This is a genomic window from Candidatus Nitrosotenuis cloacae (assembly GCF_000955905.1).
GTDB classification, from domain to species: Archaea; Thermoproteota; Nitrososphaeria; order Nitrososphaerales; family Nitrosopumilaceae; genus Nitrosotenuis; species Nitrosotenuis cloacae.
In genome coordinates, this window is record NZ_CP011097.1 from 450,107 (window position 1) to 474,632 (window position 24,526).

The 24,526-nt window shown below is 41.2% G+C and carries 32 protein-coding genes and 2 tRNA genes; 23 read left to right on the forward strand and 11 right to left on the reverse strand.

The annotated features are described in order from the left end of the window. Positions 1 to 24 precede the first annotated feature (24 nt). On the forward strand, positions 25 to 651 hold the full coding sequence (gene rnhB, locus SU86_RS02500; protein WP_048187177.1) for a ribonuclease HII: 627 nt from the start codon (positions 25 to 27) through the stop codon (positions 649 to 651). Here the strand turns inward: rnhB and SU86_RS02505 are convergent. Then, positions 636 to 1,316, reverse strand: a complete 681-nt coding sequence (locus SU86_RS02505) for a fibrillarin-like rRNA/tRNA 2'-O-methyltransferase (protein WP_048187179.1) — start codon at positions 1,314 to 1,316, stop codon at positions 636 to 638. The genes rnhB and SU86_RS02505 overlap by 16 nt on opposite strands. Next, complete coding sequence (locus SU86_RS02510) at positions 1,297 to 2,988, reverse strand: ribonucleotide-diphosphate reductase subunit beta (protein WP_236687742.1); 1,692 nt, start codon at positions 2,986 to 2,988, stop codon at positions 1,297 to 1,299. The genes SU86_RS02505 and SU86_RS02510 overlap by 20 nt, the downstream gene beginning before the upstream one ends. Positions 2,989 to 3,058: 70 nt before the next feature. Here SU86_RS02510 and SU86_RS02515 point away from each other — a divergent pair, with 70 nt between their 5' ends. From SU86_RS02515 to SU86_RS02545, 8 genes are all read left to right on the forward strand, one after another. Next, the gene (locus tag SU86_RS02515) at positions 3,059 to 3,967 is read left to right on the forward strand and encodes a dihydroorotate dehydrogenase (protein ID WP_048187181.1); all 909 of its coding nucleotides are present in this window, start codon (positions 3,059 to 3,061) and stop codon (positions 3,965 to 3,967) included. Next, positions 3,951 to 4,763 carry a dihydroorotate dehydrogenase electron transfer subunit gene (locus tag SU86_RS02520; RefSeq protein ID WP_048187183.1) on the forward strand — a complete coding sequence of 271 codons (813 nt, stop codon included), beginning with the start codon at positions 3,951 to 3,953 and terminating at the stop codon, positions 4,761 to 4,763. Before SU86_RS02515 ends, SU86_RS02520 begins: the two co-directional genes overlap by 17 nt. Before the next feature lie 67 nt (positions 4,764 to 4,830). Beyond that, on the forward strand, positions 4,831 to 6,561 hold the full coding sequence (locus tag SU86_RS02525) for a B12-binding domain-containing radical SAM protein (RefSeq protein WP_048187185.1): 1,731 nt from the start codon (positions 4,831 to 4,833) through the stop codon (positions 6,559 to 6,561). A gap of 34 nt (positions 6,562 to 6,595) precedes the next feature. Next, on the forward strand, positions 6,596 to 6,778 hold the full coding sequence (locus SU86_RS02530; protein ID WP_048187187.1) for a 30S ribosomal protein S30e: 183 nt from the start codon (positions 6,596 to 6,598) through the stop codon (positions 6,776 to 6,778). Between the two features lie 244 nt (positions 6,779 to 7,022). After that, entirely contained in the window at positions 7,023 to 7,181 is a 159-nt protein-coding gene (locus SU86_RS09715; protein ID WP_158507461.1) for a hypothetical protein, read from the forward strand. Between the two features lie 34 nt (positions 7,182 to 7,215). Then, the gene (locus tag SU86_RS02535) at positions 7,216 to 7,410 is read left to right on the forward strand and encodes a hypothetical protein (protein ID WP_048187190.1); all 195 of its coding nucleotides are present in this window, start codon (positions 7,216 to 7,218) and stop codon (positions 7,408 to 7,410) included. A 70-nt stretch (positions 7,411 to 7,480) separates the two neighbouring features. Next, positions 7,481 to 7,858, forward strand: a complete 378-nt coding sequence (locus SU86_RS02540) for a fluoride efflux transporter FluC (protein ID WP_048187192.1) — start codon at positions 7,481 to 7,483, stop codon at positions 7,856 to 7,858. Positions 7,859 to 8,212: 354 nt separating this feature from the next. Beyond that, positions 8,213 to 8,767 (forward strand): hypothetical protein, encoded by a 555-nt coding sequence (locus tag SU86_RS02545; protein WP_048187194.1) that lies wholly within the window; start codon positions 8,213 to 8,215, stop codon positions 8,765 to 8,767. Here the strand turns inward: SU86_RS02545 and SU86_RS02550 are convergent, their stop codons facing one another. Continuing rightward, a complete protein-coding gene (locus SU86_RS02550) occupies positions 8,768 to 9,520 on the reverse strand; it encodes a hypothetical protein (RefSeq protein ID WP_048187197.1) in 753 nt (250 codons plus the stop codon). 689 nt (positions 9,521 to 10,209) lie between these two features. On the opposite strand from SU86_RS02550, the gene radA reads away from it, so the two are divergent. From radA to SU86_RS02585, 6 genes are read left to right on the forward strand one after another with little or no spacing between them, the layout of a single operon-like run. Continuing rightward, on the forward strand, positions 10,210 to 11,208 hold the full coding sequence (gene radA, locus SU86_RS02560; RefSeq protein ID WP_048187200.1) for a DNA repair and recombination protein RadA: 999 nt from the start codon (positions 10,210 to 10,212) through the stop codon (positions 11,206 to 11,208). 39 nt (positions 11,209 to 11,247) lie between these two features. Beyond that, entirely contained in the window at positions 11,248 to 11,550 is a 303-nt protein-coding gene (locus SU86_RS02565) for a 50S ribosomal protein L21 (protein ID WP_048187202.1), read from the forward strand. Continuing rightward, the gene (locus tag SU86_RS02570) at positions 11,550 to 11,876 is read left to right on the forward strand and encodes an RNA polymerase Rpb4 (protein WP_048187204.1); all 327 of its coding nucleotides are present in this window, start codon (positions 11,550 to 11,552) and stop codon (positions 11,874 to 11,876) included. Before SU86_RS02565 ends, SU86_RS02570 begins: the two co-directional genes overlap by 1 nt. A 16-nt stretch (positions 11,877 to 11,892) precedes the next feature. Beyond that, positions 11,893 to 12,459 carry a DUF655 domain-containing protein gene (locus SU86_RS02575; protein ID WP_048187205.1) on the forward strand — a complete coding sequence of 189 codons (567 nt, stop codon included), beginning with the start codon at positions 11,893 to 11,895 and terminating at the stop codon, positions 12,457 to 12,459. Further along, positions 12,456 to 13,154 (forward strand): 16S rRNA (adenine(1518)-N(6)/adenine(1519)-N(6))-dimethyltransferase RsmA, encoded by a 699-nt coding sequence (gene rsmA / locus SU86_RS02580; protein WP_048187206.1) that lies wholly within the window; start codon positions 12,456 to 12,458, stop codon positions 13,152 to 13,154. Before SU86_RS02575 ends, rsmA begins: the two co-directional genes overlap by 4 nt. Then, positions 13,135 to 13,671, forward strand: coding sequence for a HemK2/MTQ2 family protein methyltransferase (locus SU86_RS02585; protein ID WP_048187207.1), 537 nt, complete (start codon positions 13,135 to 13,137; stop codon positions 13,669 to 13,671). The genes rsmA and SU86_RS02585 overlap by 20 nt, the downstream gene beginning before the upstream one ends. Here SU86_RS02585 and SU86_RS02590 read toward each other — a convergent pair. Continuing rightward, entirely contained in the window at positions 13,660 to 14,694 is a 1,035-nt protein-coding gene (locus SU86_RS02590) for an isocitrate/isopropylmalate dehydrogenase family protein (RefSeq protein WP_048189086.1), read from the reverse strand. The genes SU86_RS02585 and SU86_RS02590 overlap by 12 nt on opposite strands. Before the next feature lie 90 nt (positions 14,695 to 14,784). Between SU86_RS02590 and SU86_RS02595 the strand changes: the two genes are divergently transcribed. The 3 genes from SU86_RS02595 to SU86_RS02605 all read left to right on the forward strand — a co-directional run bounded on the left by SU86_RS02595 (position 14,785) and on the right by SU86_RS02605 (position 17,180). Then, complete coding sequence (locus tag SU86_RS02595) at positions 14,785 to 15,531, forward strand: metallophosphoesterase family protein (protein ID WP_048187209.1); 747 nt, start codon at positions 14,785 to 14,787, stop codon at positions 15,529 to 15,531. A 33-nt stretch (positions 15,532 to 15,564) separates the two neighbouring features. Then, positions 15,565 to 15,648 (forward strand) — tRNA-Ser (locus tag SU86_RS02600). A 104-nt stretch (positions 15,649 to 15,752) separates the two neighbouring features. Next, the gene (locus tag SU86_RS02605; protein WP_082096083.1) at positions 15,753 to 17,180 is read left to right on the forward strand and encodes an MFS transporter; all 1,428 of its coding nucleotides are present in this window, start codon (positions 15,753 to 15,755) and stop codon (positions 17,178 to 17,180) included. A gap of 2 nt (positions 17,181 to 17,182) precedes the next feature. On the opposite strand, the gene SU86_RS02610 is transcribed toward SU86_RS02605, so the two are convergent. After that, positions 17,183 to 17,596, reverse strand: coding sequence for a DoxX family protein (locus SU86_RS02610; RefSeq protein WP_320408994.1), 414 nt, complete (start codon positions 17,594 to 17,596; stop codon positions 17,183 to 17,185). A gap of 101 nt (positions 17,597 to 17,697) precedes the next feature. Here SU86_RS02610 and SU86_RS09860 point away from each other — a divergent pair, with 101 nt between their 5' ends. After that, positions 17,698 to 17,859: a hypothetical protein gene (locus SU86_RS09860; RefSeq protein WP_177318910.1), complete on the forward strand. Its 162-nt coding sequence runs from the start codon at positions 17,698 to 17,700 to the stop codon at positions 17,857 to 17,859. Positions 17,860 to 17,924: 65 nt separating this feature from the next. Continuing rightward, a complete protein-coding gene (locus SU86_RS09865; protein WP_177318911.1) occupies positions 17,925 to 18,098 on the forward strand; it encodes a hypothetical protein in 174 nt (57 codons plus the stop codon). On the opposite strand, the gene SU86_RS02615 is transcribed toward SU86_RS09865, so the two are convergent. Both SU86_RS02615 and SU86_RS02620 read right to left on the reverse strand, forming a co-directional pair. Further along, positions 18,088 to 18,912, reverse strand: a complete 825-nt coding sequence (locus SU86_RS02615; RefSeq protein WP_048187211.1) for a SirB1 family protein — start codon at positions 18,910 to 18,912, stop codon at positions 18,088 to 18,090. The two genes, SU86_RS09865 and SU86_RS02615, sit on opposite strands and share 11 nt — an antisense overlap. Beyond that, a complete protein-coding gene (locus SU86_RS02620) occupies positions 18,912 to 20,111 on the reverse strand; it encodes a hypothetical protein (RefSeq protein ID WP_048187213.1) in 1,200 nt (399 codons plus the stop codon). The genes SU86_RS02615 and SU86_RS02620 overlap by 1 nt, the downstream gene beginning before the upstream one ends. Before the next feature lie 97 nt (positions 20,112 to 20,208). Between SU86_RS02620 and SU86_RS02625 the strand changes: the two genes are divergently transcribed. From SU86_RS02625 to SU86_RS02635, 3 genes are read left to right on the forward strand one after another with little or no spacing between them, the layout of a single operon-like run. Next, positions 20,209 to 20,676, forward strand: a complete 468-nt coding sequence (locus SU86_RS02625; RefSeq protein WP_048187215.1) for a hypothetical protein — start codon at positions 20,209 to 20,211, stop codon at positions 20,674 to 20,676. A gap of 34 nt (positions 20,677 to 20,710) precedes the next feature. Further along, positions 20,711 to 21,583, forward strand: a complete 873-nt coding sequence (locus tag SU86_RS02630) for a methyltransferase domain-containing protein (RefSeq protein ID WP_048187216.1) — start codon at positions 20,711 to 20,713, stop codon at positions 21,581 to 21,583. 31 nt (positions 21,584 to 21,614) lie between these two features. Next, the gene (locus tag SU86_RS02635; RefSeq protein ID WP_082096085.1) at positions 21,615 to 22,337 is read left to right on the forward strand and encodes a DsbA family protein; all 723 of its coding nucleotides are present in this window, start codon (positions 21,615 to 21,617) and stop codon (positions 22,335 to 22,337) included. Here the strand turns inward: SU86_RS02635 and SU86_RS10080 are convergent, their stop codons facing one another. From SU86_RS10080 to SU86_RS02650, 4 genes are all read right to left on the reverse strand, one after another. After that, positions 22,338 to 22,466 carry a hypothetical protein gene (locus tag SU86_RS10080; RefSeq protein WP_256363751.1) on the reverse strand — a complete coding sequence of 43 codons (129 nt, stop codon included), beginning with the start codon at positions 22,464 to 22,466 and terminating at the stop codon, positions 22,338 to 22,340. It lies immediately after the preceding gene. A gap of 59 nt (positions 22,467 to 22,525) precedes the next feature. Beyond that, positions 22,526 to 22,726, reverse strand: coding sequence for a hypothetical protein (locus SU86_RS02640; RefSeq protein WP_048187217.1), 201 nt, complete (start codon positions 22,724 to 22,726; stop codon positions 22,526 to 22,528). 36 nt (positions 22,727 to 22,762) lie between these two features. Then, a tRNA-Met gene (locus tag SU86_RS02645) sits at positions 22,763 to 22,865 on the reverse strand. 53 nt (positions 22,866 to 22,918) lie between these two features. Further along, on the reverse strand, positions 22,919 to 24,484 hold the full coding sequence (locus SU86_RS02650) for a DNA topoisomerase I (RefSeq protein WP_048187218.1): 1,566 nt from the start codon (positions 24,482 to 24,484) through the stop codon (positions 22,919 to 22,921). Positions 24,485 to 24,526: the final 42 nt, after the last annotated feature.

Consider the following 24,526-nt stretch of genomic DNA (forward strand, 5'->3'; position numbering starts at 1 on the left):
ACGTTATTTGCTAGAGTCAGACTCGTGCTTGTTTGTGGTGTAGATGAAGCCGGACGTGGCTCTATGCTTGGGCCACTAGTTGTTGCTGCCATAACAATAGACAAATCAAAAATCGAGACCCTATCCAAAATAGGCGTCAAGGACTCGAAGAAACTATCTGCCAAGGCGCGAGAATCACTATACAAGCAAATCATCAAACTAGTAGATGATTATGCCGTGTCCAAGGCAACCCCAAAGCAAATCGACTATGCTGTAGCTGGACACGATCTGAATAATCTGGAGGCGCAACACATGGCAAAGGTGATAAAAAAACTCCAGCCCTCAGTATCATACGTTGATTCATGCGATGTGAATGCAGCTAGGTTTGGAAAAGAAATTGCTAGACTATCAAAGACTGGAAAAATAAAATCATACCATCATGCAGATGCAAAATTTGTTGTAGTGTCTGCAGCATCCATAATTGCCAAGGTTACTAGGGACCGAGCAATATCAAAACTGGCAAAGAATCATCCGGTGGGAAGTGGATATCCCTCTGATCCAAAAACAGTCCAGTTCGTCAAAAACTGGTTTTCAAAAAATCATACCGTGCCGGACTATGTGCGCAAAAGCTGGGCGCCAGTCAAATTAATTGCGAGTCAGCCTTTGGCGTGATATTTTGCCACTACCAGGCCGTGGTCTTTGTCATATGGCTCTAGGCCAATACTTTGTATGACAGTAAAGTCATCTTGCAGCTTTTTTGTCTCGCTTTCGATTACCTTTCTTGGTGCTTGGGTAACATCGATGCTTCTGGTTTTGATCACCAAAAACAGATAACCACCATCCTTTAGAAACGCCTTGCAGTTTGTTATTGCAATTTCTGTCTGGTCTGGCTGCGCTATGTCTGAATAAACAACATCAATTTTCCCATACACTGAAAAGTACTGCTTTGGGTGCCTTGCGTCCTGCAAAATAGGTATGACGTTTTTTCTAAAATTGGCAACCCTATCTAGGAAATCACGCGCTACTCTGCTTGCATGCTCTACTGCAAAAACTAACCCATCAAAGCCAACAATATCAGATATGTGCGATACTGTAGTGCCTGTTGATGCGCCAAGATACAAGACCTTGGTTCCGCGAGTAATTGGGAACACATCTAACCCAATGTATAGAGCAGCTGCTAGCTTGCTTCTATATGGATCCCAAACTCTGTATTCTATTTTGGCTTTTTTGTAGAGTTTTTCTCCATAAACCTGGTTTCCCTCTACATAATTTTCAGTAGCTAGTCTTTTTTGGCCATCAAGTTTTAGCCAAAAAATATCAGTATCTTCGCCTTCCAAACTTTTTTCGCTTATTTCCGTCCCCCCCAAATTCTCTTCGGGGACCATCTGAGCTTGATCTAAAACCGTCTCTTGGTCTAGAGTCTCCTCTGGACCTAAAGCCATCACGTGGCCTGTCCTCTCTTGAACGGAAACCATCTCGTTGTCCGAATTCTCGCTGTGGTCTATCTTCTCTTGGTCTGAATTCCTCCCTTGGTCTGAAATTATCTCTTGGCCTGTCATCTCTTGATCTAAAGTCGTCTCTATCCTCTCTTGGTCTAAATCCACCTCTGTCCTCTCTGGACCTAAAGCCATCACGTGGCCTGTCCTCTCTTGAGCGGAAACCATCTCGTTGTCCGAATTCTCGCTGTGGTCTATCCTCTCTTGATCTAAAACCGTCTCTTGGTTTATCGTCCCTTGGTCTGAAATTATCTCTTGGTCTGTCATCCCTAGACCTAAAACTATCCCGCGGTTTATCGTCACGTGATCTAAAACTATCACGAGGCTTTCTGTCTCTTCGTCCAAAGTCTTCTCGTCTTCGCTCCGTTCTTTGTGGTTGTGCTGGGCGCTCGGATGGCTCTTTGTATTTTTCGCCAATCTCTGCGACTCGCACGTTTAGCTTCTCAAGCAAAGTCGAATTCAGACCTGCGCCATACACATCAACTCGTGATGCAATTGCTGCTTTTGCCGCTATTGCTCGAGCCATCTTACCTCGTTGCCATTTTGGTGCAGCGTGAACCGTTGGGTGCTGGAACAAGATTCCGTGCTTTGGTGGCTGGGTTCCAGTCTTTAGCGCTCGGAATAGTGCCTTTTCTGCACCCAGTACCTGGATTGTGCTTGCTGGCAGGGTTGCAAGTTTTTTGATGCTTCCTGCCTTTGCCAAAATTCTTGCACCGACTGCATTTCCTAGGATGGCTGCCAGGTTTGGAGCAATTGTATTCATCTGAGTTTCAATGTGATTTACTAGTGCGTTTCTTGTTTTTGTCATGTCTAGGATTTGTTTTGCAATTGATTGGACGATTGCCAGGTTTTCATTGGATATTTCGCCGCCCTTGCTTTTTTGCTGAATCACAGACAGCATCTGGACTTTAGAGTCTGGAAAGCCAGCATCTTGGTATACTTTGTCTGAGAGGCCTGCCCTGTTTCCTGCCATCACGATTTGCGCATAGCCGTTTATGCTGTCAATGATGTTGTCTAATTCTGGAAAGTGCAAACCATACCATTCCCGCAGTCTGGACGATAAACCATTAATCATGACATCGATTTCGTCTAGCGCATTTATTGCCTGGATTATGTGCAGGTCTGGGCTCTGTGATATCTCAGTTACTCTTGATGATGATAGTGATAATGCAAAGTCCCTAAGCTTTGATATTGCGTCTTGGATGTTTTTTGCAAAGCCCGCATCAATTAGGATCTGTGGTTTGTTTGATTGAATTTCATCTAGCTGTTTTTCCTCCATCATTTGCACGTCTAGGCCTTCTTTTTTGAAGACCTTGAGCAATGGCTCATCATTTAGGAAAAAGCCGGAATTAATTCCTCGCAGATAATCAATTACTGAGCCACCCTTGAGATTTCCTGCTCTGGCCTCTACAAATTCTGCTGCTGGATTATCAAAGGCAAAAGATTTGGTAACTGTATTATTTTCAGAAACAACAATTCCTAGCTCTGTTACTATAACAAAATACACATGCATTCTCACATTCTCGGATTAAAAAAGCTAACACAAATCAACTATTATAAGACAACAAAACCAACTCAATCAAGTGACGCCTGACCTTTCCGTATCGATTGGACCAATCTCACTTGGCAGGCCTGCGATGCTTGCATCAGGAATTTTGGGAATCTCACTTGAAGTTTTTGGCAGAATTTATCGAAGCGGTGCAGGCGCCGTAGTATCAAAATCACTGAGCAAAGAACCATGGGATGGCTATCCAAATCCCACCATAGTTGGAATCAAGGGCGGATATCTAAATGCGGTTGGCCTCTCAAATCCAGGCGCTCCATACTTTGCAAAAATGATCTCGCAAAACAAGGATGTACCAATCATTGTTAGTCTGGTTGGCTCAATTGAGGACGAGTTTGAATTCATGGTAAAACAATTTGAAAATTCTAATGTAACGGCGTATGAGCTAAACCTTTCATGCCCTCATGTGGAAAAGGTAGGGCTTGAAGTTGGCGATGACCCAAGACTGGTAACAAAGATTGTTTCTCGAGTAAAGTCCACAACAAAGGCTCCAGTAATAGCAAAGGTAGGACTTGGCACCACAAACTATCTTGATACTGTCAAGGCTGCAATCGATGGAGGAGCAGACGCAATCACGGCAATCAATACAATTCGTGCAATGGGAATTGATGTGGAGACCCAGCGACCCCTACTTAGCCACAAAATAGGCGGACTATCGGGTCCTGCAATAAAGCCCGTCGCGGTGAGATGTGTCTATGAGATTGCATCAAAATACAAGATTCCAGTGATTGGCTGTGGTGGTGTGTCAACCTGGGAAGACGCACTAGAGTTTATCTTTGCGGGGGCATCTGCCATCCAAGTGGGCAGTGCAATAGGTGATGGATGGATTGATGTGTTTTCTGAAATTAATGATGGCATTGCAAATTACATGAAGAAAAAAGGATTTTCCAACATATCGGAGATGGTAGGACTTGCAAAGCGTTTCTAAGACCCCATCAATTAGAGTAATCGAAAAAGTAATCGATGAGACCCCTACCGTTCGCACACTTGTGATTGCCGATCCCAATCTGTCCGATGTATTGCCGGGACAGTTTGCAATGGTGTGGATTCCAGGCGTTAATGAGCTACCAATGAGTGTAATGGTAACTCAGGAAAAAGGCAAAGCCGCATTTACAGTACGAAAAAGAGGTGCATCATCGACTGCACTCTATGACCTAAAGGTTGGCAACCAAATTGGCGTGCGCGGACCATACGGGAACACATTTGATATCAAAAATGGTAAAATCATTCTAGTTGGTGGTGGAACAGGCCTAGTACCATTAATGAGATTGGCAAAATTTGCCAAGCCCACAAACGATGTTACCATATTGATGGGTTCCAAATCAAAGGACGAGGTCTTTTTTGAAAACATGGCAAACCAAATCCTATCCGACAAAAAGCATCAAGTCATTGCATGCACAGAAGACGGCTCGTACGGAGAAAAAGGATTTGTCACAGACGTCTTGGAAAAACTGGTCCAGACTGCAAAATTTGATGCCATCTATACATGTGGGCCTGAGATAATGATGCACAAAATAGTCCAGCTTGCAAACTCTAGAGGAATCTTTGTGCAGGCATCACTTGAGCGAATGATGAAGTGCGGAATTGGAATATGTGGTAGTTGTTGCATGGATGATGTCTTGGTGTGCCATGATGGTACGATCTTTGATGGCAAGTTTTTGGCAAACTCTGTCGAGTTTGGCCACACCCACAGAGCCAAGTCCGGTGTTTTGGAAAACTATTAACTCAAAACATAGGCGTAAAAATACCTAAAGGTTTAAAATAAATAAAAAAAGAGACGCCTAAGAGACAATGCCCAAACCAAAGATTGTACTGACCGCAGATCGTACTTTAATGTCCAATTATCGAGGAATATCGCTTGCCACATTCTTTGGATGCGCACCAGCACTAGACCCACACCGTGATCACAACTCATTTTGGTACAAAATTCTAAAAAACCAAGTTACCCCAAAGGTTCTCTTTGATTTTATTTGTAATCCAATTCCGCACAACAATGGCATTGCATCATACGCTCCATATGGTCTTCGAAAGGTAGAGGCAGGCCTCTTGCGTGATGGCTTTAAGCGAGAAGACGTCGTAGTTGCACACCCAGACCATGTAGAGAAATTCATTGGACCTGAAACCCAAGTTGTTGGAACCTACGAAATGGACCCACTTGGAATGGGCCCTGTCACCATGACATTTACCTATGGAAGAAAGCAAATGTCGTACGACGAATATTACAATATTTACCTACACAAAAAAATCATCGAGGCAAAGAAAAAGAATGGCAGCAATGCCAAGGTAATTTCTGGGGCTTCTGGAACATGGCAGTATAACTATGACCCAGAGAAAATCGAGGAGCTGGGAATCTATGCTATACTGGAAGGCGAGCTTGGAGGAATTGCACCAGAAATAGACGGACACGCTGGCAGATTTTTCAATTATCTAATTGATGGCGAATTTGATAACATGAATCCGTTTAGGAAAAGAAGTGATTTCAAAGTTGACATTAAAGAATATGAGAGAAGCGGCAGAAAGATTCATGGAAGATTTGTGAATTTCTGGGACCGACCAGAGATAGATGAAATTCCAGAGATAGTCGAGCCATCAATGCACGGCATGATTGAGGTAATGCGAGGATGTGGACGTGGCTGCAAGTTTTGCGATGTCACACTAAGATCACTGCGATACTATCCGCCAGAAAAAGTAAAGCGCGAAATCGAGGTCAACATCAAAAAGGGCGGCCTGCGAAACGCATGGATTCACAGCGATGATATTTTCGTGTATGGAATGGATCCTCGAACCAACAAGCAGATGGAGCCAAACCGAGAAGCACTGGAAGAATTGTTCACTGCAGTAATGGATGCAGGCGTAGTTCACACCAACCCAACACACGGAACACTTGCTGGCGCAATTGCAGACGAAAAACTAATTCCAAACATTTCAAAAATAATCAAGTCCAGCGCACAAAACCTAATTGGTATTCAATGTGGATTTGAGACCGGCAGCTTGCGATTAATTGGAAAATATGCAGATAGAAAACTAGCGCCATTTATGCCAGAGGAATGGCACTGGGTAGTAAAGGAAGGAGTAAAGACACTAAATGAGCACCATTGGGTTCCAGCATTTACATTAATCATGGGATTGGACAATGACGAAACCCCAGAAGACTCTTGGGAGACCATCTCGCTAATCAGTGAGCTAGAGCGAGAGCAGCCAGATTCCATGTTTACTGCAACACCATTGACATTTGTGCCAATTGGGTTGCTGGAGAAATCCGAATTCTTTAACATTGGCAACGAGATGAGTCCTGCACAACTTGGTGTCATGTACAAGACATGGCAGCACAACTTCAAGTACGGAATCCAGAAATTCATGACCAAAACCGGCACAAGGCAGACCTCTATGCAAAAACAGTTCTTTAATCTGCTAGCACGCTCACTTGGAGGCGTTCCGTTATCCGCAATGGAAAAATACGCTCGAAGAAAGGGCAAAGAGCACGAAAAGGTCATCGAAACCATCAAGGCAAAATACTGGTAAAATTATAAAGCCGCTCCCTTAGACACAATACACAATGGCAACTCACGGCTCCATTACAAAGGCAGGAAAGGTCAAAGGCCAAACACCCAAAGTTGAGGGACGAAAAAGAATAGGAACTATCTCTATTTTGCGAAACAAGAGCAACTTTAGGAAGCGATTCGCTTTACACCGCACTCCTGGTCAAAACAAACCTGGCCAAAGAAAACGAAAACGCTAGGAAAACTCTCTTTTTACTAATCTGATTTGTGCGCAATCCTAAATTACTCTGGGGATGTAATCATATCCAGACAGAATTGGCAAGCAGACCGTTTTGGCGGTTAATGTGGGCATGACTTGGGACGTGCAAATCCCCGAGTCTGCTCATTTCCATTATGGGAAATTATATTGTATGATTTTACCAAATCCGTTGCGCAAATGCACAACATGTTTTTAATTAATTATATGAAGTTCATAATGTATACATGAAATCCTGCAAGACCTGTGGAAAGGACTTTGAGGGCAGTGCACGCGAGTACTGCTCATGGCAGTGCGAGGAAAACCACCTGCATTCGCTAAAAAAGAAAATGAATGATGCAATAAAGCACGACAAAGGCCACACGCAAAAGCTCAGCAGAGAGTAGAAGACTTTTTATCTGAATTTTGGCAAGTTATGCCATGAATGGCAAGCTCAAACTTGTGGCGCTGCTTTTGATCCTACCTTTACTGACAATAGCAGTTACCAGTGTGCAAGATGCCGATGCCGACAAGGGGGAAAAATCCTGCTCAAAAAAAGACAAAACAATGAAGGGCTCATCATATAACAAGAGCTCCAAAATGTCAATTAAATCCAGCAAAAGTCTGGAATTCTAAAAATAATTTTCTAATTCAGTCGGCATAATCAGACCTGTATTGAGATATTGTGCTGCTTTAGACTCATACTATGAAAGGACTTGAGCTTGGACTGCTTGCAGTAGGCGGAATGCTGGGTACATTTCTTCGATACAAAATAACTGAATCGCCATTGCTGTTTGGAGCACTACAAGTAAATGTCTTGATCGTAAATGTGATTGGCAGCTTTATCTTGGGCTTGTTTTTTGTTCTATCCACACAATGGAGTCTTGATACGAAATATGTCTTGTTTGTGGCAGTTGGTTTTTGTGGTTCTCTGACTACAATGTCTGCATTTGCCATGGAATCATCCACACTACTTGAGAACAAGCAGTTTGGGCTAATGGCATTGAATGTTTTAGCAAATGTCGGACTATCAATAGGTGCAATATTTGCAGGAAAATCGCTGATGAGTCTAGCAGCTAACTAGCTCAAAATTATTTATGATCAAACTCAGTACTGATAATGTTGAACAAAAAGTGCATTAAATGCGAACAGAATTTTGAGTGCCAGGAAAACGAGTCTTGTTGGTGCTTTAAGGAAGAGAGAATTAGCCCAGAATATTCAGATTGTGTCTGCAAGAGTTGTCTTTTGGTGCAATATCGTAAGAAATTGATGGGAATTTGAGTGTAGTTAAAAGGCATACCCTAACAGAAAAACGGGAATCAAATAGAAGAAAGAGCAAATGGATCACAATGATTCAAAATTCAAGTTTAGGTTAATACTTCGATCAAGGAAGGACATTTTTAGTTGGTATTGCACTGACAATTAGAGTGAATCATACATGCTAGAAGAATTTCTTAAACAATTTCCATATTTACAGACTTTAGCGAGTTATGGTATCTTTGATATTGCAGGTGTTGCAATAGGTGCTTTCATTGCATATTGGTTCGTAAAATCTGACAGACAAAGACGAAAACGTGAAGAAGAATACTATGAGATGCAGACAAAATCCAACACACATGAAATTCTAAAACATTTTGTCGAAATTGATAGAATATCCAAAAATGATCTATCTGACGAAGAAGAAGATGTATCGGTTGATATAGATCCGGCAGAAGTTTTAACAGGCTTAAATCAATACTATAAGAGAAATAATAGAAAAATGGAGATGTTGCTGGAGAATACAAAAACATCTTTGGCTAGATGGGGTGCTCTTAATTCAAACGATCGTACAAAATATAATAAAATAATAACTGATTTTGAATGGTTAACTAAAGAATATTTCTCAATATACAAACCATTAGAAATTCAAACCCGTATGTGGGATACTCAAAGAAAAGATGTAACTAAAAAAAGATATGAAATTGATACTGAGCTAGATGTGTTAATTAAATAATTAGTATACTACACCCTTACAGGTTTCTAACACAAAACGTTTCCATTGTGCAATCTCTATGTCTATTGACGCAGTAAATGTTGCATGTTTTGTTATGTCAAAAGTAATTGGTTCACTAATCTCTTCATCTACAATACCATTCAGCTTGAATATTCCAGCTACAAAATCCCAAGAGGTTACATGTTTTTTTGCTCGTGTAAAATGAGGATTCTTAGATGCACAGTTTCCCTCATGCATTTTCATTACATCTCTTTCCATTTTACCAAAATCACTTAACCTATCAAAATCAAGACGAGGTTTTTTAATATAATTCCGCACATTTTCTCTTTGAATTTTTTCAAATAATTTGTCCATTTTTGCTGTTGAAATGAAAATACTTTCGAATTTACTATCCTCATCATCAATTAGGAAATCTTCTAGGGTATTTTCAACACTGATTCTGAAATCTTTGGAGCCACATAAAACGAGTATTTGATTGTGGGGATTTATCATAAAATGATATACTGGGTTTAACATGATGTAACTCTCATCACCTAGTGGTTGTTTAACCTGAACCTCATGTTTAATTTCACCACCAATAATTCCATCTCTTTCATAGATTTTTGATATTTTTGTGGTAACGGATAACATCACACCGATATCAGATTTATCTTTAATCTGTCTAGTAATGGTCTTGCCAGTGCCTACCTTTGTACGTAATTCTGCCATGGTTGGACATAGTTTGTATTTGTAAATCTGAATGGACTTGACCAATAATTTTAGGATCCTAATGTATTATTTAAAACCCGTCTGCCAAATGTGATTAGGTTAGTTTGGTATAGCTGATATTGTCTTTTTGTCCGATTCTCTTAGGTTCTTACTAATCGTTTTAACTAGACATTCTGGACATAGTAAAACACCAGTTTGAGTGGTTAACTCCCACATTTTTTCCAGATATTCGGGAATTTTGATTCGTATTGCTGGCAACCACGCACATTCATAAAATAAAACACAGCAAAGTGGTATGTTTTCTTCAAATCCTGTAAAAAACTCCATATGTTCATCGATCTTGGCTGGCAAGATCCTTTGCAAGGATCAATCCTACGATCTAAATGTTTCGCAAAAATGTTTTTACCTTTGAGATAACATTCACAATTCATGAACAGTCTTGATCATGCTAAGTGTCCAAGATGCCCCAATGTAGCACGCAATGCCAAAGACGTAGAGAAGCTATTTGGATATAGATTGTATCAAGGTCGTACGTACGTTCAGTCAAACTGTAAGCAGTGCAGAAATAGACTTCAAAAAATAAGGCGTAGGCTAGGATTGGAAGTCCGTCGTAAATAATCTCACAAAGAAAAATGAGCCGATTTTTACAGAATAAAAATTTGAGATCTGAGCCATCAATTTGATAATTCCATAAACCGACAACTATAATAAGGTATTATACCGTAAAGTACGGTATGGTAGATGAATTAAGACTTGACAGTCTTGATGGCGTAGGCCCAGTTACTACAAAAAAGCTAACTGACGCAGGCGTACACAACATTATGGACCTAGTTGTCAGAGGTCCAGTAGATATCGCTGAAGTAACTGGCATGGACAAGGAGACAGCAGAAAAAATCGTAACCAAAGCACGTCATACCCTAATGGAACAGGGCTTGATAGGCAAGGATTTTGTCACTGCAACTGAAATCTACAAAAGAAGACAGGATATTGGCAAAATTACAACTGCAACCCAATGCCTAGACCAATTACTAGATGGCGGAGTTGAAACACAAGCACTAACCGAGGTTTATGGTGAGTTTGGCTCTGGCAAGACCCAGTTCTGTCACACACTATGTGTCACAGTACAAAAGCCAAAGGAAGAAGGAGGCCTTGGAGGCGGCGTACTATACGTTGACTCTGAAAATACCTTCAGACCAGAAAGAATCGTATCTATTGCAAAGGCAAAGGGATTGGATCCAGAAAAAGTACTGGACAACATCATCGTAGCCCGCGCATACAATTCAGCACACCAAACACTCATCCTAGAAGAGGCAGGCTCTATCATAGAGAAGCACGGAATCAAACTATTGATTGCAGACTCTGCAGTCGGATTGTTTAGATCCGAATATCTGGGAAGAGGTACACTATCTGAGCGACAGCAAAGATTAAACCGATTCATGCATCTTTTGGTTAGAACAGCGGAAACATACAACTGTGCAGCAATTGCTACAAACCAAGTCATGGCATCACCTGATGTCTTCTTTGGTGATCCGACAAAACCAATTGGCGGAAACGTAGTTGCTCACACCAGCACATACCGAATCTACTTTAAAAAATCTGGCAAAAAGAGAATAGCCCGAATGGTAGACAGTCCTCATCATCCAGAGGAAGAGGTAATCTTTACGGTTACTGAAGGCGGAGTCGCCGATCCTGAGGATGAGACCAAAAAGAAGAAAAAAGCAGAAGAGGAATAAGGTCTAAGTTTAAAATAAGGGCAAAAAACCCTTTTCTTTATGACTACAAAGAAGCCATCTGGACACTCTCATGGTTTTAGACACAAGTCCAGATCGTCACTAACCAAGGAAAAACCACGGGGAGTGGCGTTTTTGATGAGAGAATACAAAACAGGTGAGCAGGCTCTGGTAATCATCGATCCAAGACAGCACAAGTCGTTGCCACACAGACGATATCACGGAAAGGTGGGTACCATCACAGCAGTGGGCAGACGTGCAGTAACAATGGATGTCAAGCTAGGTAACAAGACGAAAACCTTAATCACTAGATTGGACCATATCAAACCGTTCGGTGTGAAATAATGGAACAAGTAAAGAAAAGCCAGCCAATATCATTGGCCGAAGTAAAAGAGATTTTGGAAAAAGAAGACGCTGAGAAGATGGATCAAATCCAGCGATGGACTCATGATTATGTTACCAAATTTGCCAAGCTTGATGCAAAGGCAGCAAAAAAAGTAAAAACAGAACTCAAAAAGGAATGCGGACTGACTGAAGAAGAAGCAGTAGAGATTGTCAATATCATGCCAACAACGCTAGCAGAACTTCGTGCATTCACATTTGGATGGAAAAAACTCATCCTCGCAGAAACACTAGAAAAAATTCTAAACATCATCAAGGGGAACTCGTAGAAGCAAGTGATTTTTCTTGGAAAGGAGCTATAGCGCACCACGCAAGTATGAAGAATATGCATATGTCCTAGACTATGTTACGCGTGGCAGGGCAACAACTGTGCGGGGCCGCGAGGGCATCATCATAACAGCAATTGGAGAGGACCGACTAACATTATTAGAAGTATTAGGAATGGCAAACACTTCATTTGAGATTGGTGAGCGTATCTACATCGGAAAGGAAGGCCGCACAAAAATAATGTCTGTATTGGGAAAACTAGAGTTTGCAAACATTTCGGCAGCTGCACAAAGTGAGCTAAAAAATGTCGTGACCACCATAGTCACAACAAATGAGAAAAGATTTGTAGATTACATCAATAATGCGCAACCACTCACTCCAAGGATTCATGCATTGGAATTGATTCCAGGAATTGGAAAGACCTACATGAAGACTATACTGGAAGAGCGAGAGAAAACAAAATTTGCAAGCTTTGCTGATCTGCAGGAACGAGTAGGCCTAAAAGAGCCAATGAAGCACATAGTAGATAGAATAATGGATGAGATAACGGGTGAAGTCAAAGTGACCCTGTTTGTCAAAAGATGAAAAGGCGCCAAAGACTAGGGCAACACTTTCTAAAATCACAAAACATTGCTGAAAAAATAATACAATCAGCCCAGATTACACCAAAGGATGTCATACTGGAAATAGGCACGGGTCCTGGCATTTTGACGCCTTTGCTGTGTGATAAAGCAAAATCCGTCATTTCTGTAGAGGCAGACGAATCATTGTACTCTGATGCAATTTTGAAATTCTCAAAGATTCCCAATCTGGAGCTGATGTATGGAGATGGATTTGAAGTGGATGTTGATTTTACCATATTTGTCTCAAATCTGCCATATTCTGAGAGCAAGCGGGCAATAGAGTGGCTTGCACAAAAAAAGTTCCGTCTGGCAGTAATAATGGTCCAAAAAGAGTTTGCAGACAAGCTGCTCACCAAAGGCAAAGAAATGCGCGCAATCTCTGTGGTTGCAAATCACTCCTTTGATATAGAGAAAATCCTCAAGGTCGGAAAAGGCAATTTCTCACCTCCACCAAAGGTCGATTCTGTTGTATTGAGATTGACTCCAAAAAAACAGATCACCAAAGAATTGATTGATGGTATAGAGAAATTATTCTCCCAGAGAAGAAAGACCATCACAAACATTGCAAAATCATTTGGTCATACCATACAATCAGATAAAAGACCAGAGCAGCTAAGCCCAGATGAGATCATAAAAATTGCAAAGCAGATCAGCTGATTCATACGCACCGGCAGAAGATACTTTTTTTCTGGCAGATCACATCAAAAATGAAAAAGGTGTGTCCGCACTTGAAATTGGAACCGGCTCTGGTTATCTGAGCAAGATTCTAGAGAAAAACTTTGAGCTGGTAATATCTACTGACATTGATTTTAAATCACTAGTTACACAATCACAAAAAACACAAAATGGAATCTGTTGTACTGGGGCAGATGCATTGGGCGCAAAATTTGATCTAATAGTCTGTAATCTGCCATATCTGCCATCTGAGAAAATCATTGACAGAACAGTAGATGGTGGTCCAGAAGGACTGGCGATTCCACTAGATATAATAAAATCTGCAAATTCATGCCTAAAGCCGGGTGGAAAGATGCTGTACCTGACATCCTCTCTGGCAAACTATGAGAAATTAATCCAAAGTACAACATCAATGGGATCTGCAGCAAAAGTTTTGGCAAAAAAGAAATTATTTTTTGAGGAACTGATTATTGTGCAAGCAACAAAATTACTTTCTTAGCTTGGTCTTTGCTATTTTGCAGATCTCATCAGTCATTTGCTGAGTGGTTGCAGTTCCGCCGATATCAAATGTGACATATTTTCCCTCATTGATTACCTGGTCCGTTGCCGCAAAGACTGCGTCTTTGATGTGTCGCTCGCCAAGATATTCTGCCATCCAAGCACCAGACAAAACTGCTGCAGTTGGATTTACCTTGTTCAAGCCCTTGAATGATGGTGCACTACCATGAGCTGCCTCAAACATTGCGTAATTGTCACCCATGTTTGATGAATACACCAATCCTATTGAGCCGATTATACCAGATGCCAATTCCGATACAATATCCATGAACAGATTGGTACTTGCCAGAACTGCTCCGTTGAACTGGGATGGGTTTACCACCAGTTGCTGCATCATATTATCAATATAGATCTCCTGAACGTCAAGGCCTGGAATCTTGCTGCCAGCAGAACATACTTCATCCCAAAATATCCCATCTGTAACTTTGAGAATGTTGCGCTTTGTTATGGCTACAAATTTTTTCATATCGTAATTTTTTGCCCAGCTCATTGCAGAATTGATAAATCGTCTGCATCCTGGTCGTGTAATTTTTCTGATTGCAATTGCGGCATCATCTGTTAGCTGTACCTCGATTCCCGTGTAGAGTCCTTCGGTTGCCTCCCTAAAGCACACAAAATCCAGATCATGGTTTGGGGTTACTCGCTTGTATGTCTTGATTGGTCGTATGTTGGAGTATAGCTCAAATTTCTGCCTTAATGTAACTGCAACGCTTCGTGGAGCGCCAGGCTTTGGTATTGTGGTGGTTGGACCCTTGAAGCACGCATTTGTGCTTTCCAACAGTTTCATGGTTTGCTCTGGAATGTAGGTTGGATCTTTTTCGCCATTTTTTTGCCACTGCTCAGAGCCTGCATCGGTTAGTATGATTTCGGTTTGCGTATTGCATTCTTGTAAGACCTTGATCATTGAATCTACTACTTCAGGTCCTATTCCGTCTCCTTTGATCACGGTTGCTTTTTTGCCCAAATTCAGATCTTGGAAGACAAAATTCAATATTTAACTCTAAGGCATACTAAAAGAAAACTAAATTACCATATTTGATAAGATCAACTCATAATGATAATTGTCCAGCTGTCTGACATTCATGTCGGCTCACAGTTCAAAGAAGAGACGTTTGAGCAGGTAGTTGAAGAAGTAAATGAGCTCAGACCGGACGCAGTAATAGTGACTGGTGATCTAACCAATGAGGGCCTATCAAAAGAATATGAGCGATGTCGAGCGCTTTTGGCAAGGCTGGACACTAAAAAAATAATCTCACTTCCTGGTAACCATGATTATAGAAATACTGGATATTTGTTGTTCAAAAAGCACTTTCCATTTGAAACTGTAAATGATCTTGGAGGTGATGTGGTCATAGTTACGATTGGAACTGCACGACCGGACCGAGATGAAGGTGAGGTCGGATATAGACAAAACCTGTGGCTAGAGAGAACCATGAAAAAATATGAAAACAAGGTCAAGATTCTAGCAATGCACCACCATTTGATAGGAATTCCAGATACTGGCTCTGCCAGAGTGGAGGTAATTGATGCAGGCGATGTTCTAAGAACAATACTTGCAACCAAGGTTAATTTGGTATTGTGTGGACACAAGCACAGGCCGTGGATTTGGAATTTCAAGGGCTTGTCAATAGTAAATGCAGGAACTGCATCATCAGAGCGAGTCAGAGGATTATTTGAGAACACATACAATATCATCACAATAAAAAACAAGAAAATCCACGTTGATCTGAAAATTGTAGGCGGCAAGAAAATTCCACTAGAAAGCATCGTCGAGAACTATTCAAGATCCGGCGAAGAGTGAATTTATTTACAGACTGGGCTTTCCAACCTTTGAGCGGGGGTCGCCTAGCCTGGTAGGGCGTGGGATTGCTAATCCCATGTCCGCAAGGACCCGTGGGTTCAAATCCCATCCCCCGCGCTTTTCATAATTAAACCAGCTGACGTTCCAATGCCTGACGACATAGGGTTTTAAGGGTATGACTAGGCGAATCGATAGATTCTCTAATAGAAAAAGTGTAACTCATGTCAGACAACCAAAACCAAAACAAATCCGGCTGGAAGATTCTTGCCATTCTGAGCTGTCTTGGCTTGATAGTAATGTTTGATGAAACTATGATTTTGCCTGCGATTCCTGATTTTGTTCGTGACTTTGATATTTCTTACAGTACTTCGTCTTGGTTGCTCTCAGCCTATATCATTGCGGCAGCTGTCATGACACCGATTGCAGGCAGACTATCTGATATCTATGGCAAAAAGAAAATGCTGCTCATAGTAATGGCAATCTATACTGTGGGTGTTGTTGCGGGGCGATTTGCCACCAACATAGAATTCATGCTGTTTGCAAGAGCATTGCAGGGTGTCGGAATGGCAATGTTCCCAATTTCCTTTGGAATCATACGCGAGTCGCTACCTGAGAAAAAATTTGCAACTGCTCAGACCATATTCAGCTCTACATTCCCAGCGGGGGCAATTATCGGCCTCGTTGGTGGGGCAGTAATAATACAAAACTTTGGCTGGCAGGCTACATTCTTGGTAATTTTACCAATTGCAATAGCGCTTTGGATTGTAATATTGAAGTTCATGCATATCCCGAGCCCGACCTTACCTGAAAATGATCACACACCAATGGACAAGTCAATTGACATCAAGGGCACGATACTTTTGACAATCACAATAGTGTCATTTCTAAGCGGCATTACCTTTCTAGAAAGCAAAGAAACTGGCTACTATGTTGCGGGATTGTTTATCATATCTGCAATATCGCTTGCAGCATTTATCATAATAGAAAAGAGAGCATCTCAGCCGCTTTTGGATTTGAGTCTGATGAAAAACAGGAATTTTCTTCCCCCGACTATGATTCTGATGTTGGTGTTTCTTTCTATTTTTACAGTATACCTTACAGTTCCCGTGATGGTGAGAAGCCCAGTACCTTTGGGATTTGGCGGTGATGCTTTGGCAGTGGCAAACGTACAGTTGCCATTTATGGTTGTATTTTTGGTAACTACGGTTATCTCTGGCTTTATCCTAAACAAGGTCAAAAATACAAAGCTGACTCTGCTTGGAACTATAATATCCACAATAGGATTTTTCTTGCTAGTAATGTTCCACTCTACTGAAACTATGGTTGCAATTGGCCTCACGGTACTTGCAGTTGGATTGTCGCTTTCAATTGCGGGCGGATTCAATGTCATACTTACTTCTGTACCAATGCAGGTGACTGGAATTGCTCTTGGAATGACAATGCTCTTGGATCTGGTTGGAATGTCGGTTGGTCCTGTTTTCGCTGGAATATTTCAAGATGCATACCGAGGATCTGTATCTGGTGTGGCAGGAGAATTTCCGACAGAAACGGCATATGTTTTGATATTCATTGCGGCAGCTTTGATTTCATTGACGTCAGTCATTCTTTCAATAATGGTCAGCAGAAGAAAAATAATTCAGCAACAATAGATTTACTGCAATACTCTGGGGATCTTTTTTATTATGTGGGACAATGAGATTCGTCCAGGACCAATCACAATCACCATGAGGTTTGCCGCAAGCAATATCAGCGGATATTCGTAACCCATCTGCCCAGTATAGCTAGATGCCTTTAGGACCACAAAAATTGCGCCCATCATGATTGTGGCAAGCAATGAGGAGGCGATTCTGCTCAGAACACCCACTATAATCAACGTGCCTGGAATGATCTCGGCTAGTGCGATTAATGGTGCCATTTCTGTTGGTATGCCAAAGGAAGGCATGTAGCCTGCAAAGACAGGATCGAATTTTTCAAATCCATGAACGATAAATGCCACGCCTATTACAATTCTTAATCCAAAATGCACAATGTCGTGCAGGATGCCTTCTCTGATCTTTGCTTCCAACAGTCATTCGGTTTTCGGCTTTAATAAAAACTCTAATCGGCTCTATCGCGTGTTTTTTCAAATCCTTAAACTTAATAGACGATTCCAAAATTGCCTCTATAATGGGACGCCGAAAGACTCAGAAGATAATAAAGTCAGGTCCAAAAAATGTCACAACCGGACATTGCCCAAAATGTCAAACCGTGGGTCGTATTTTTATCATAGGTCAAGTTGGTGCAGAGCATGCAAAATGTGCCTCGTGCAACCAAGAGTTTGACTTGTAATTGAGCAAGCTGGCAAAAAAACCAACCCATAAATTTTTAAGCTCTTTTTCTGATTGTACGGTGTAATGAGTTCAACTGAAGGCGAGACCATTTACGAGCGCGTAGCCAAACTAGAAGACGAAATTGCGTCTCTGCGAAACGAGGTAGATGTTCTAAAAAAGGCACTACGTAACAAGCTGGCACGACACGAAATCTCGCAAATCAAAAGGGGCCACGACGTTACATCAATTATCGATTAAGCTTATCTCTAGTGTTTCTGATTAGCTCCAAAATAAAATCAACGTCTTGGGCTTCGGGTGCAATCTCCAAGTACTTGTTGAGATGATCCAGTGCCTTTTGGTATTTTTGCAGTCTTTCCAGAACGATTCCCTTGTCCCTAATTTCATCTGGCGAGTCTGGCTCTACTGCAAGTATCATGTCGGCGCATCGCAAGGCCTTATCATACGCATATGATTGAGCGTACGAGTTCTTCAAGTTTCTAATTATTCTAACTAGAATCTTGTCCTCTGGCAGCTCATCTAAAAACTCCGGTGAGAATTCTATTTCTTCGCCAAAGTTTCGATATAGGATCTCCTCCAAGTCTTCCATAGATAAGAGTCGCCCGCCGCCAAACGGGTCTAGTATGATGTCTTCTCCGTGCTTTACCACAACATGGCTTGGAAATCCACAGACCTTCAAGTCCAGTCCTATTCGCTTTGCTATTTCCACATATAGTATGGATAGTGTGATTGGAATGCCACTTTTCTTTGCTAGTACCTCATTTAGAAAATTATTCTTTGGATCATAGTAATCGTCAGTATCACCTTGAAACTCTAATGTGGTGAAGAGGTGCTCATTTAGCATTGATATGAGATATGTCGGATTTTTCACATCCGATAATAACACCTTGAGTGACTTTGCCATATCATTGATTTTTTGAATATTTTGTGTAATGTCCAAGTCTGGATATTCCAGAATTTGTGCCAGCTTGAGGCATTTTTCCACCAGATTGTACTTTGGATCAGACGAATACGCAACCCATTCGGCAACAAACGGATCAAATGATTCTGGCATTATTCCTTACTGATTCTTTTCAGATATAACTGAGGATCTTTGAGCTCGCGCGTGTTTGGTGGATTTTGAATCAAAATCTGGAATGTTTCCTTTCCATACTTGTTGTATACTGCCCTGGTGAGGTCTTTGCCCATGTGCTTTCGAACTTGGTATGATGAGATATCAGTTCCCATGAACTGGTTTAGGTATTGCGCAAAATCCTCATCCTCTGATAGAATGTTTTGAACGCAAAACTCGGCCATTCCCTCCATGGTTGAGAATGCCGCGTGGTGTCGTTGTATGGGTCCAAGCCACCTTTGGTAAATGTCCAATAACTGTGGAACCATGCTGGAGATGGTCGGGTCTATTTCCACCTTGGTAAATGTCATCACATCAGGACCAAGCACATTTACAATGAAATTGTCCGGATTTAGTGTAAAGAACAGGTTTGCCCTCTTTGCAATTGGAAATTCTGATGGTACATCTGGAAGCTGCAAATACTCTGATAGCTTGGTTGCAGTGTTATCATCCAGGGCTAGAATGATTTTTGCAAGCTCTTCGTTTATCTTGTTTACCTCAATTACTGCTAATTTGTTTTGCTCATACAAATTGTGCTGAATAGAGTGAACCAATTCCTCCAATATGGTCATCTTTAGAGCACCGACATAGCCAGAGTTTACCATCTCAAATCTCAGATTGTATGGCTTTCCCTGCTTGTAGAGAATTATCTGCGGATAGCTGGACAAGACAAAATTATTCACATAGATCACACCATCCAAATAGTCGCCATATGTTGTGGATATTTTGGAAATGTAGGCCTTGGCATATGTGGAATAGACCAAAAATTTCGTAGTGTCTTCTTTTATTATGCTGGCAATGGACTGTCGCTCTTGTTTTGCAAGTGCTGTAAACAGCTTGTCCACATAGTCACGAACATCTGGAGTGGTGAAGACCTTTCTGCCCTTGATTTTTTTTAGTTCTTCTAGGTTTGGGAATTCTGCTCTAATGTCCTGGTTTGGTGCAATGCCTGTAAACTCGGCCAATCTCTGCTTTAGTGGGCTGATGATTCTGTCTGTTATTTGGGCTGGTGTCTCAAATTTTATGGTGAATTCTGAGTCCTCTGAAATTCTAGTCGATAATGTGGAAATATCTTTTTCTTCGTTTATCTCCACTGATATTTGGTCCAACAAAGCATCGGCAAACTCCTCAACTTCAGTCATTGATAGTTTGAGCTTTTCTCAGTCAATTTAACATTAACTGGGTTTGTTTGATTGACACAACCTCATTCCTATATGATTTGGTGTGTTATGTGTAATAATGCAGGTAAATGATACTACGCAGAAAAAATCGGAATGGGCAAGCCTTGGAGAAGAGCTTGGAAAAGAAGAACCACAGTATCTTTCGGTGTGCGATGTGTGGAAGGATAGCGTCCACAAGCTAGTAACCAAGGCAGAATACCAGACTCCGATTTACTTGCAGGCCTATACACAGGTCCATACGGAATTTCTGCACTGTGTTGATAATCTGTTTGGGACGTGCTATCTTTGGCAAAAACAATACTTTGATCGACTTGGAATAGACAAGGGAGTGCTCAATGTATATGGGCAACTCTATGACAGCTGGGTTGATCAAACACTAAATGCAATGGATACATATGCAAACTACAAAAAAATGCAGGCAGATATGATGGTTAATACCATGAAGCTTGGAAATGACATTCTGCATTCCTGGATTGATGCATATGGCAGAGCAGTCTCATTTTGGATGAACCAGTTCAACCACTAAGATATTAATTCGCAATAAATTTCTCAAAGCTGATTTGTATCATCACACCATAAAATATCTAAAATGCGTAAGGTGTCATTCAGGATTAAAACTAGAATCATACATAGAAGACTCGGAAATAATTGAAGGGATTCTATCATGTATGAGATGCGGCTTGGTATATCCGATTGTTTCAGGCGTGCCGATTCTATGGAATGATTTTACTAGTTATCTTGCAAATAGGCAAAAGCTTGGCGGTGAATTATTGCTGTCTGTCAAGTTCCCCAAGCTAAAATCACTCATAAAATCCTCATTGAGCAAGGCAAGCAAGGACACAAACGATCTATCTATAATAGAAAAAAGATGGGCTGCAATATACCAAAAAAACCAAAAATCCAGATTTTATCAAACTGTAAAAAAATCATTTGATCTTGACTGTGAATTGTCTGTAGAATATGGTTGCTCAATTGGTGTGATGAGTGCACATTTGGCAAAGCACAGCACAACATCATTTGGGATTGACAAATCATTCTATGCTATAGTACAAGCAAAAAAGACGCCACACCAAAACCTGGACTATATCATAGCAGATTCACTAGAGCCACCATTTGACAAGACAAAGTTTGATCTCATACTAGGGCTGAATCTCTTTGAGCTAATCGAACCAAAAAAACTCTTAAAATTATTGTCTGGACAGATGAGAAAAAATAGTACACTGGTGCTATCTGATCCGTATGATTATGAGCGCGGAGCAAAATCCATCAAGGAGCCACTATATCCTGACTCGTTACGAAAAGAGCTCATCAAGCTAGGCTATACAATATCGCGCAAAACAAAAAAGCCAAGCCACATCATATGGGATCTCAAACTACACGATAGAGCAAAGCTGCAATACTTGGTTGATCTGGTGATTGCAAAATTTGGCTAATGTTTTTTAAACAAAGAAAAAAACCATTCCCGTGGGCAAGCACAACAAAGAATCCAACAAGGACAAGCCAAACAAACCAAACCAAAACAAGGCAAAATCCAGCAAGGCAAAGTTTGTCGGAATTGGAATCATAGTAGCAATTGCTGCAGTAATTGGAGTTGCAGCAGGAACAGGTGCAGTAGATTTTAGCCCAACCAAGACGTCTGTTGATACCACAAAAGGCTCACCTATTTTGGGCTCAGAGTCAGCACCGATTACCATAATAGAATTTGGCGATTACCAGTGTCCATACTGCCAAAAATGGAATCAAAACACAAAACCAATCCTAGAGCAGGAATACATTGAGACCGGAAAAGTAAAGCTAGTCTACATCGACTTTCCTATAGTTGGTGCAGATTCACTAGATGCACATTCTTCCAGCTATTGCGCAGACGAGCAAGGCTTGTACTGGCAATATCATGACTTTTTGTACAAAAATCAAGGACATGAAAACAATGGATGGGCAAGATCCGAGAAAATCAAGGACTTGGCAGCAATGTTGCTAGGACTGGATGCAGAAAAATTCAATGCCTGCCTAGATTCTGGAAAATATAACAGTCGGGTTCAGGAAAATAAAAACATGGCAACAAAAAGCGGTGCCAGATCAACTCCGACATTTATAATAATTGGGCCTGATGGCGAAGGCACACAGGTAAGCGGCGCACAGCCGTATTCGGTTTTCCAGTCTGTAATTGAAGAAAAACTAGCTACGTAATTACGCCAGTGGTTTTCCACATGATGCACACTTTAGATGCGTTGCAAGCATTGCATATTCTTGGGATTCATTGACATTAACACATTGCTTTCCGCCTTCTTTGCACAAATGACAAAATTCTTTGTTCATGGTTTTATTCATCAAAAATATGATAAAGCGATTTGGATGTTTACAACCAACAAACAGCTTTAGACCTCATAATACAAAATCAGATATTCATTTTCATTTTTACGGGCTTTTTTTGCTTTTAGCGCATCTTGATACAAATCAAAATGCTCAATCAGGTATAGCCTGTTGCCAATCGTACCAAACGGGTCGATTCCCACCAGATTGAATCCTGATTCTGGAGTGAGTGCTTTTTTCTCCTCATCTGTGATTGGCTGGTCCATTGTGAGTGTTTTTTCACTCTACATTATAGAGTGTAATGCCGGGGGTGGGTTTTGAACCCACGACCTCCAGATTATGAGTAATGCCCTTGTATCGGAGGGATAGAAGACTGGCACTCTAACCAGGCTGAGCTACCCCGGCACAAAATCGGCTAATTTTATGGCGCAATTAAATGATTCTGCTTTTATTGTAACTTACTGAGCTGCAACGTCTTTCCATTTGGAATCGACTGATTTGACCCAAAGGAATTTTCGCTGAAGCGATGTGGTGTATAGTTTTTCCCAATCTGCTTTCACTTCATCAGTCCATGCCTTGAACACACGGGGATCGATATAGTTTCGCAGTGATGTACCTAAATTGTAATCGCGAGTCTTTTCCTGCAAGTCTATTGAGAGTTTTAGCTTTTCCTGTCTTAGCTTGAGTGCCTCTTTTTGCTTTGGTGTCTTTGGTACTGATTCTTTTAGCTTCTTTAGCTGTTCTCGCTTTTTCTCAAGGCCTGCTTCGAAGCTCTTTGGAATGGTTCGTTTGTGGTTGCACATTACTGCTGCTTGCAGGTTTGCCATCTTTGCGATGTAGAGTTTTTCGTTTTCTGTTTTTCCTTTCACATCAAGCTTGTCAGATAGGTATCGCTTGACCTCAGTTGTTGCCAAGTATGTTCTAAAGACCTTGGCAGTAAGTCCCTTTACCACTCCACTTAGAAACTCGTTTACGTGTCTAGATGTTACACCATCAAAGATCTCATCTTTTGGTGATTTTGAGGATGTGAGCTTTTTGAGATTCTCATATAGCATGGTGTCGTTTCCTTGTGATGGTATGGTTTCCTCCCATCTTACACTGTCTTTGCCCAAAAAGTCAAAGTGAATTGCATTATTATCAAACTTGACATGTTCTTTGCGTAGTGTGGTGGCACCTACTGTGTCTGCCTCATCTGGATCCTTTTCGTCGCCGACCCTCATCGATGTTCTGTATATGAGATAGCAAGCAGTGGCAATCTTGGATTCCTTTGGGTCCTTGGATTTCATTGCAGAAATAATTTTTTCTTCTACCTTTTTGATCTCTTTGCCGAGTTTGGCTGCCTTGTCGTATTTTGCCATGTCTCGCTCTTGTTTTAGTCCGGCAGTATCTGCTAACCAGACATACTTTATCTTCTCAGATAGAATGTCAGTCCAGCAGGCAAGCCACATAGAATCATTCTCATGAACAATTTTACCCCAGTTTCCTGGCGGGGCCTTGGACTCTTTGCCAAGATTTAGTGTAACGTCTTTGTGAGTGATCTTTGGCTTCCATTTTCCTCGCATTGGATGATCTCCTCTTCCAATGAAGATTCCTGGAGGCTCTGCCATGTAGTTGGCCACTTCGACTTCTTTACCGTCCATGATTGCCTTACCATAAATTCCCTTCATTTTTTCTCGGAGTTCTTTGCGCTTTTGGGCAATAGATTTTTTCTCTTCCTTTGTGACTAGTAATCGTGCATCTTTTTCCTTATCGACTAGCTTGAATGCATCTGAAAAATCAATATCGGAAATTGTCAAATTCTTGTATTTACCATTAAATGTAGCAGCAAAGTCTGCAACAAAGTTTTTTTGAAATACCTTATCCTGTACATACGGGGTGTCTTTTTTCTTTGCCCACTGGTAGATCATCTCTTCTTGGAGTACGTCCAGCTTTACCAACTCGCCCTTTATTTTGACCTTGATTCCCTTGGACTCGTAGTCTGGCGGAAAGATGATTCCATTGTGTTGTAGTGTTTTCCATTTCATGATTTTCGTACCTAGGTTGCGGACTTTGATAAAAACTGACTT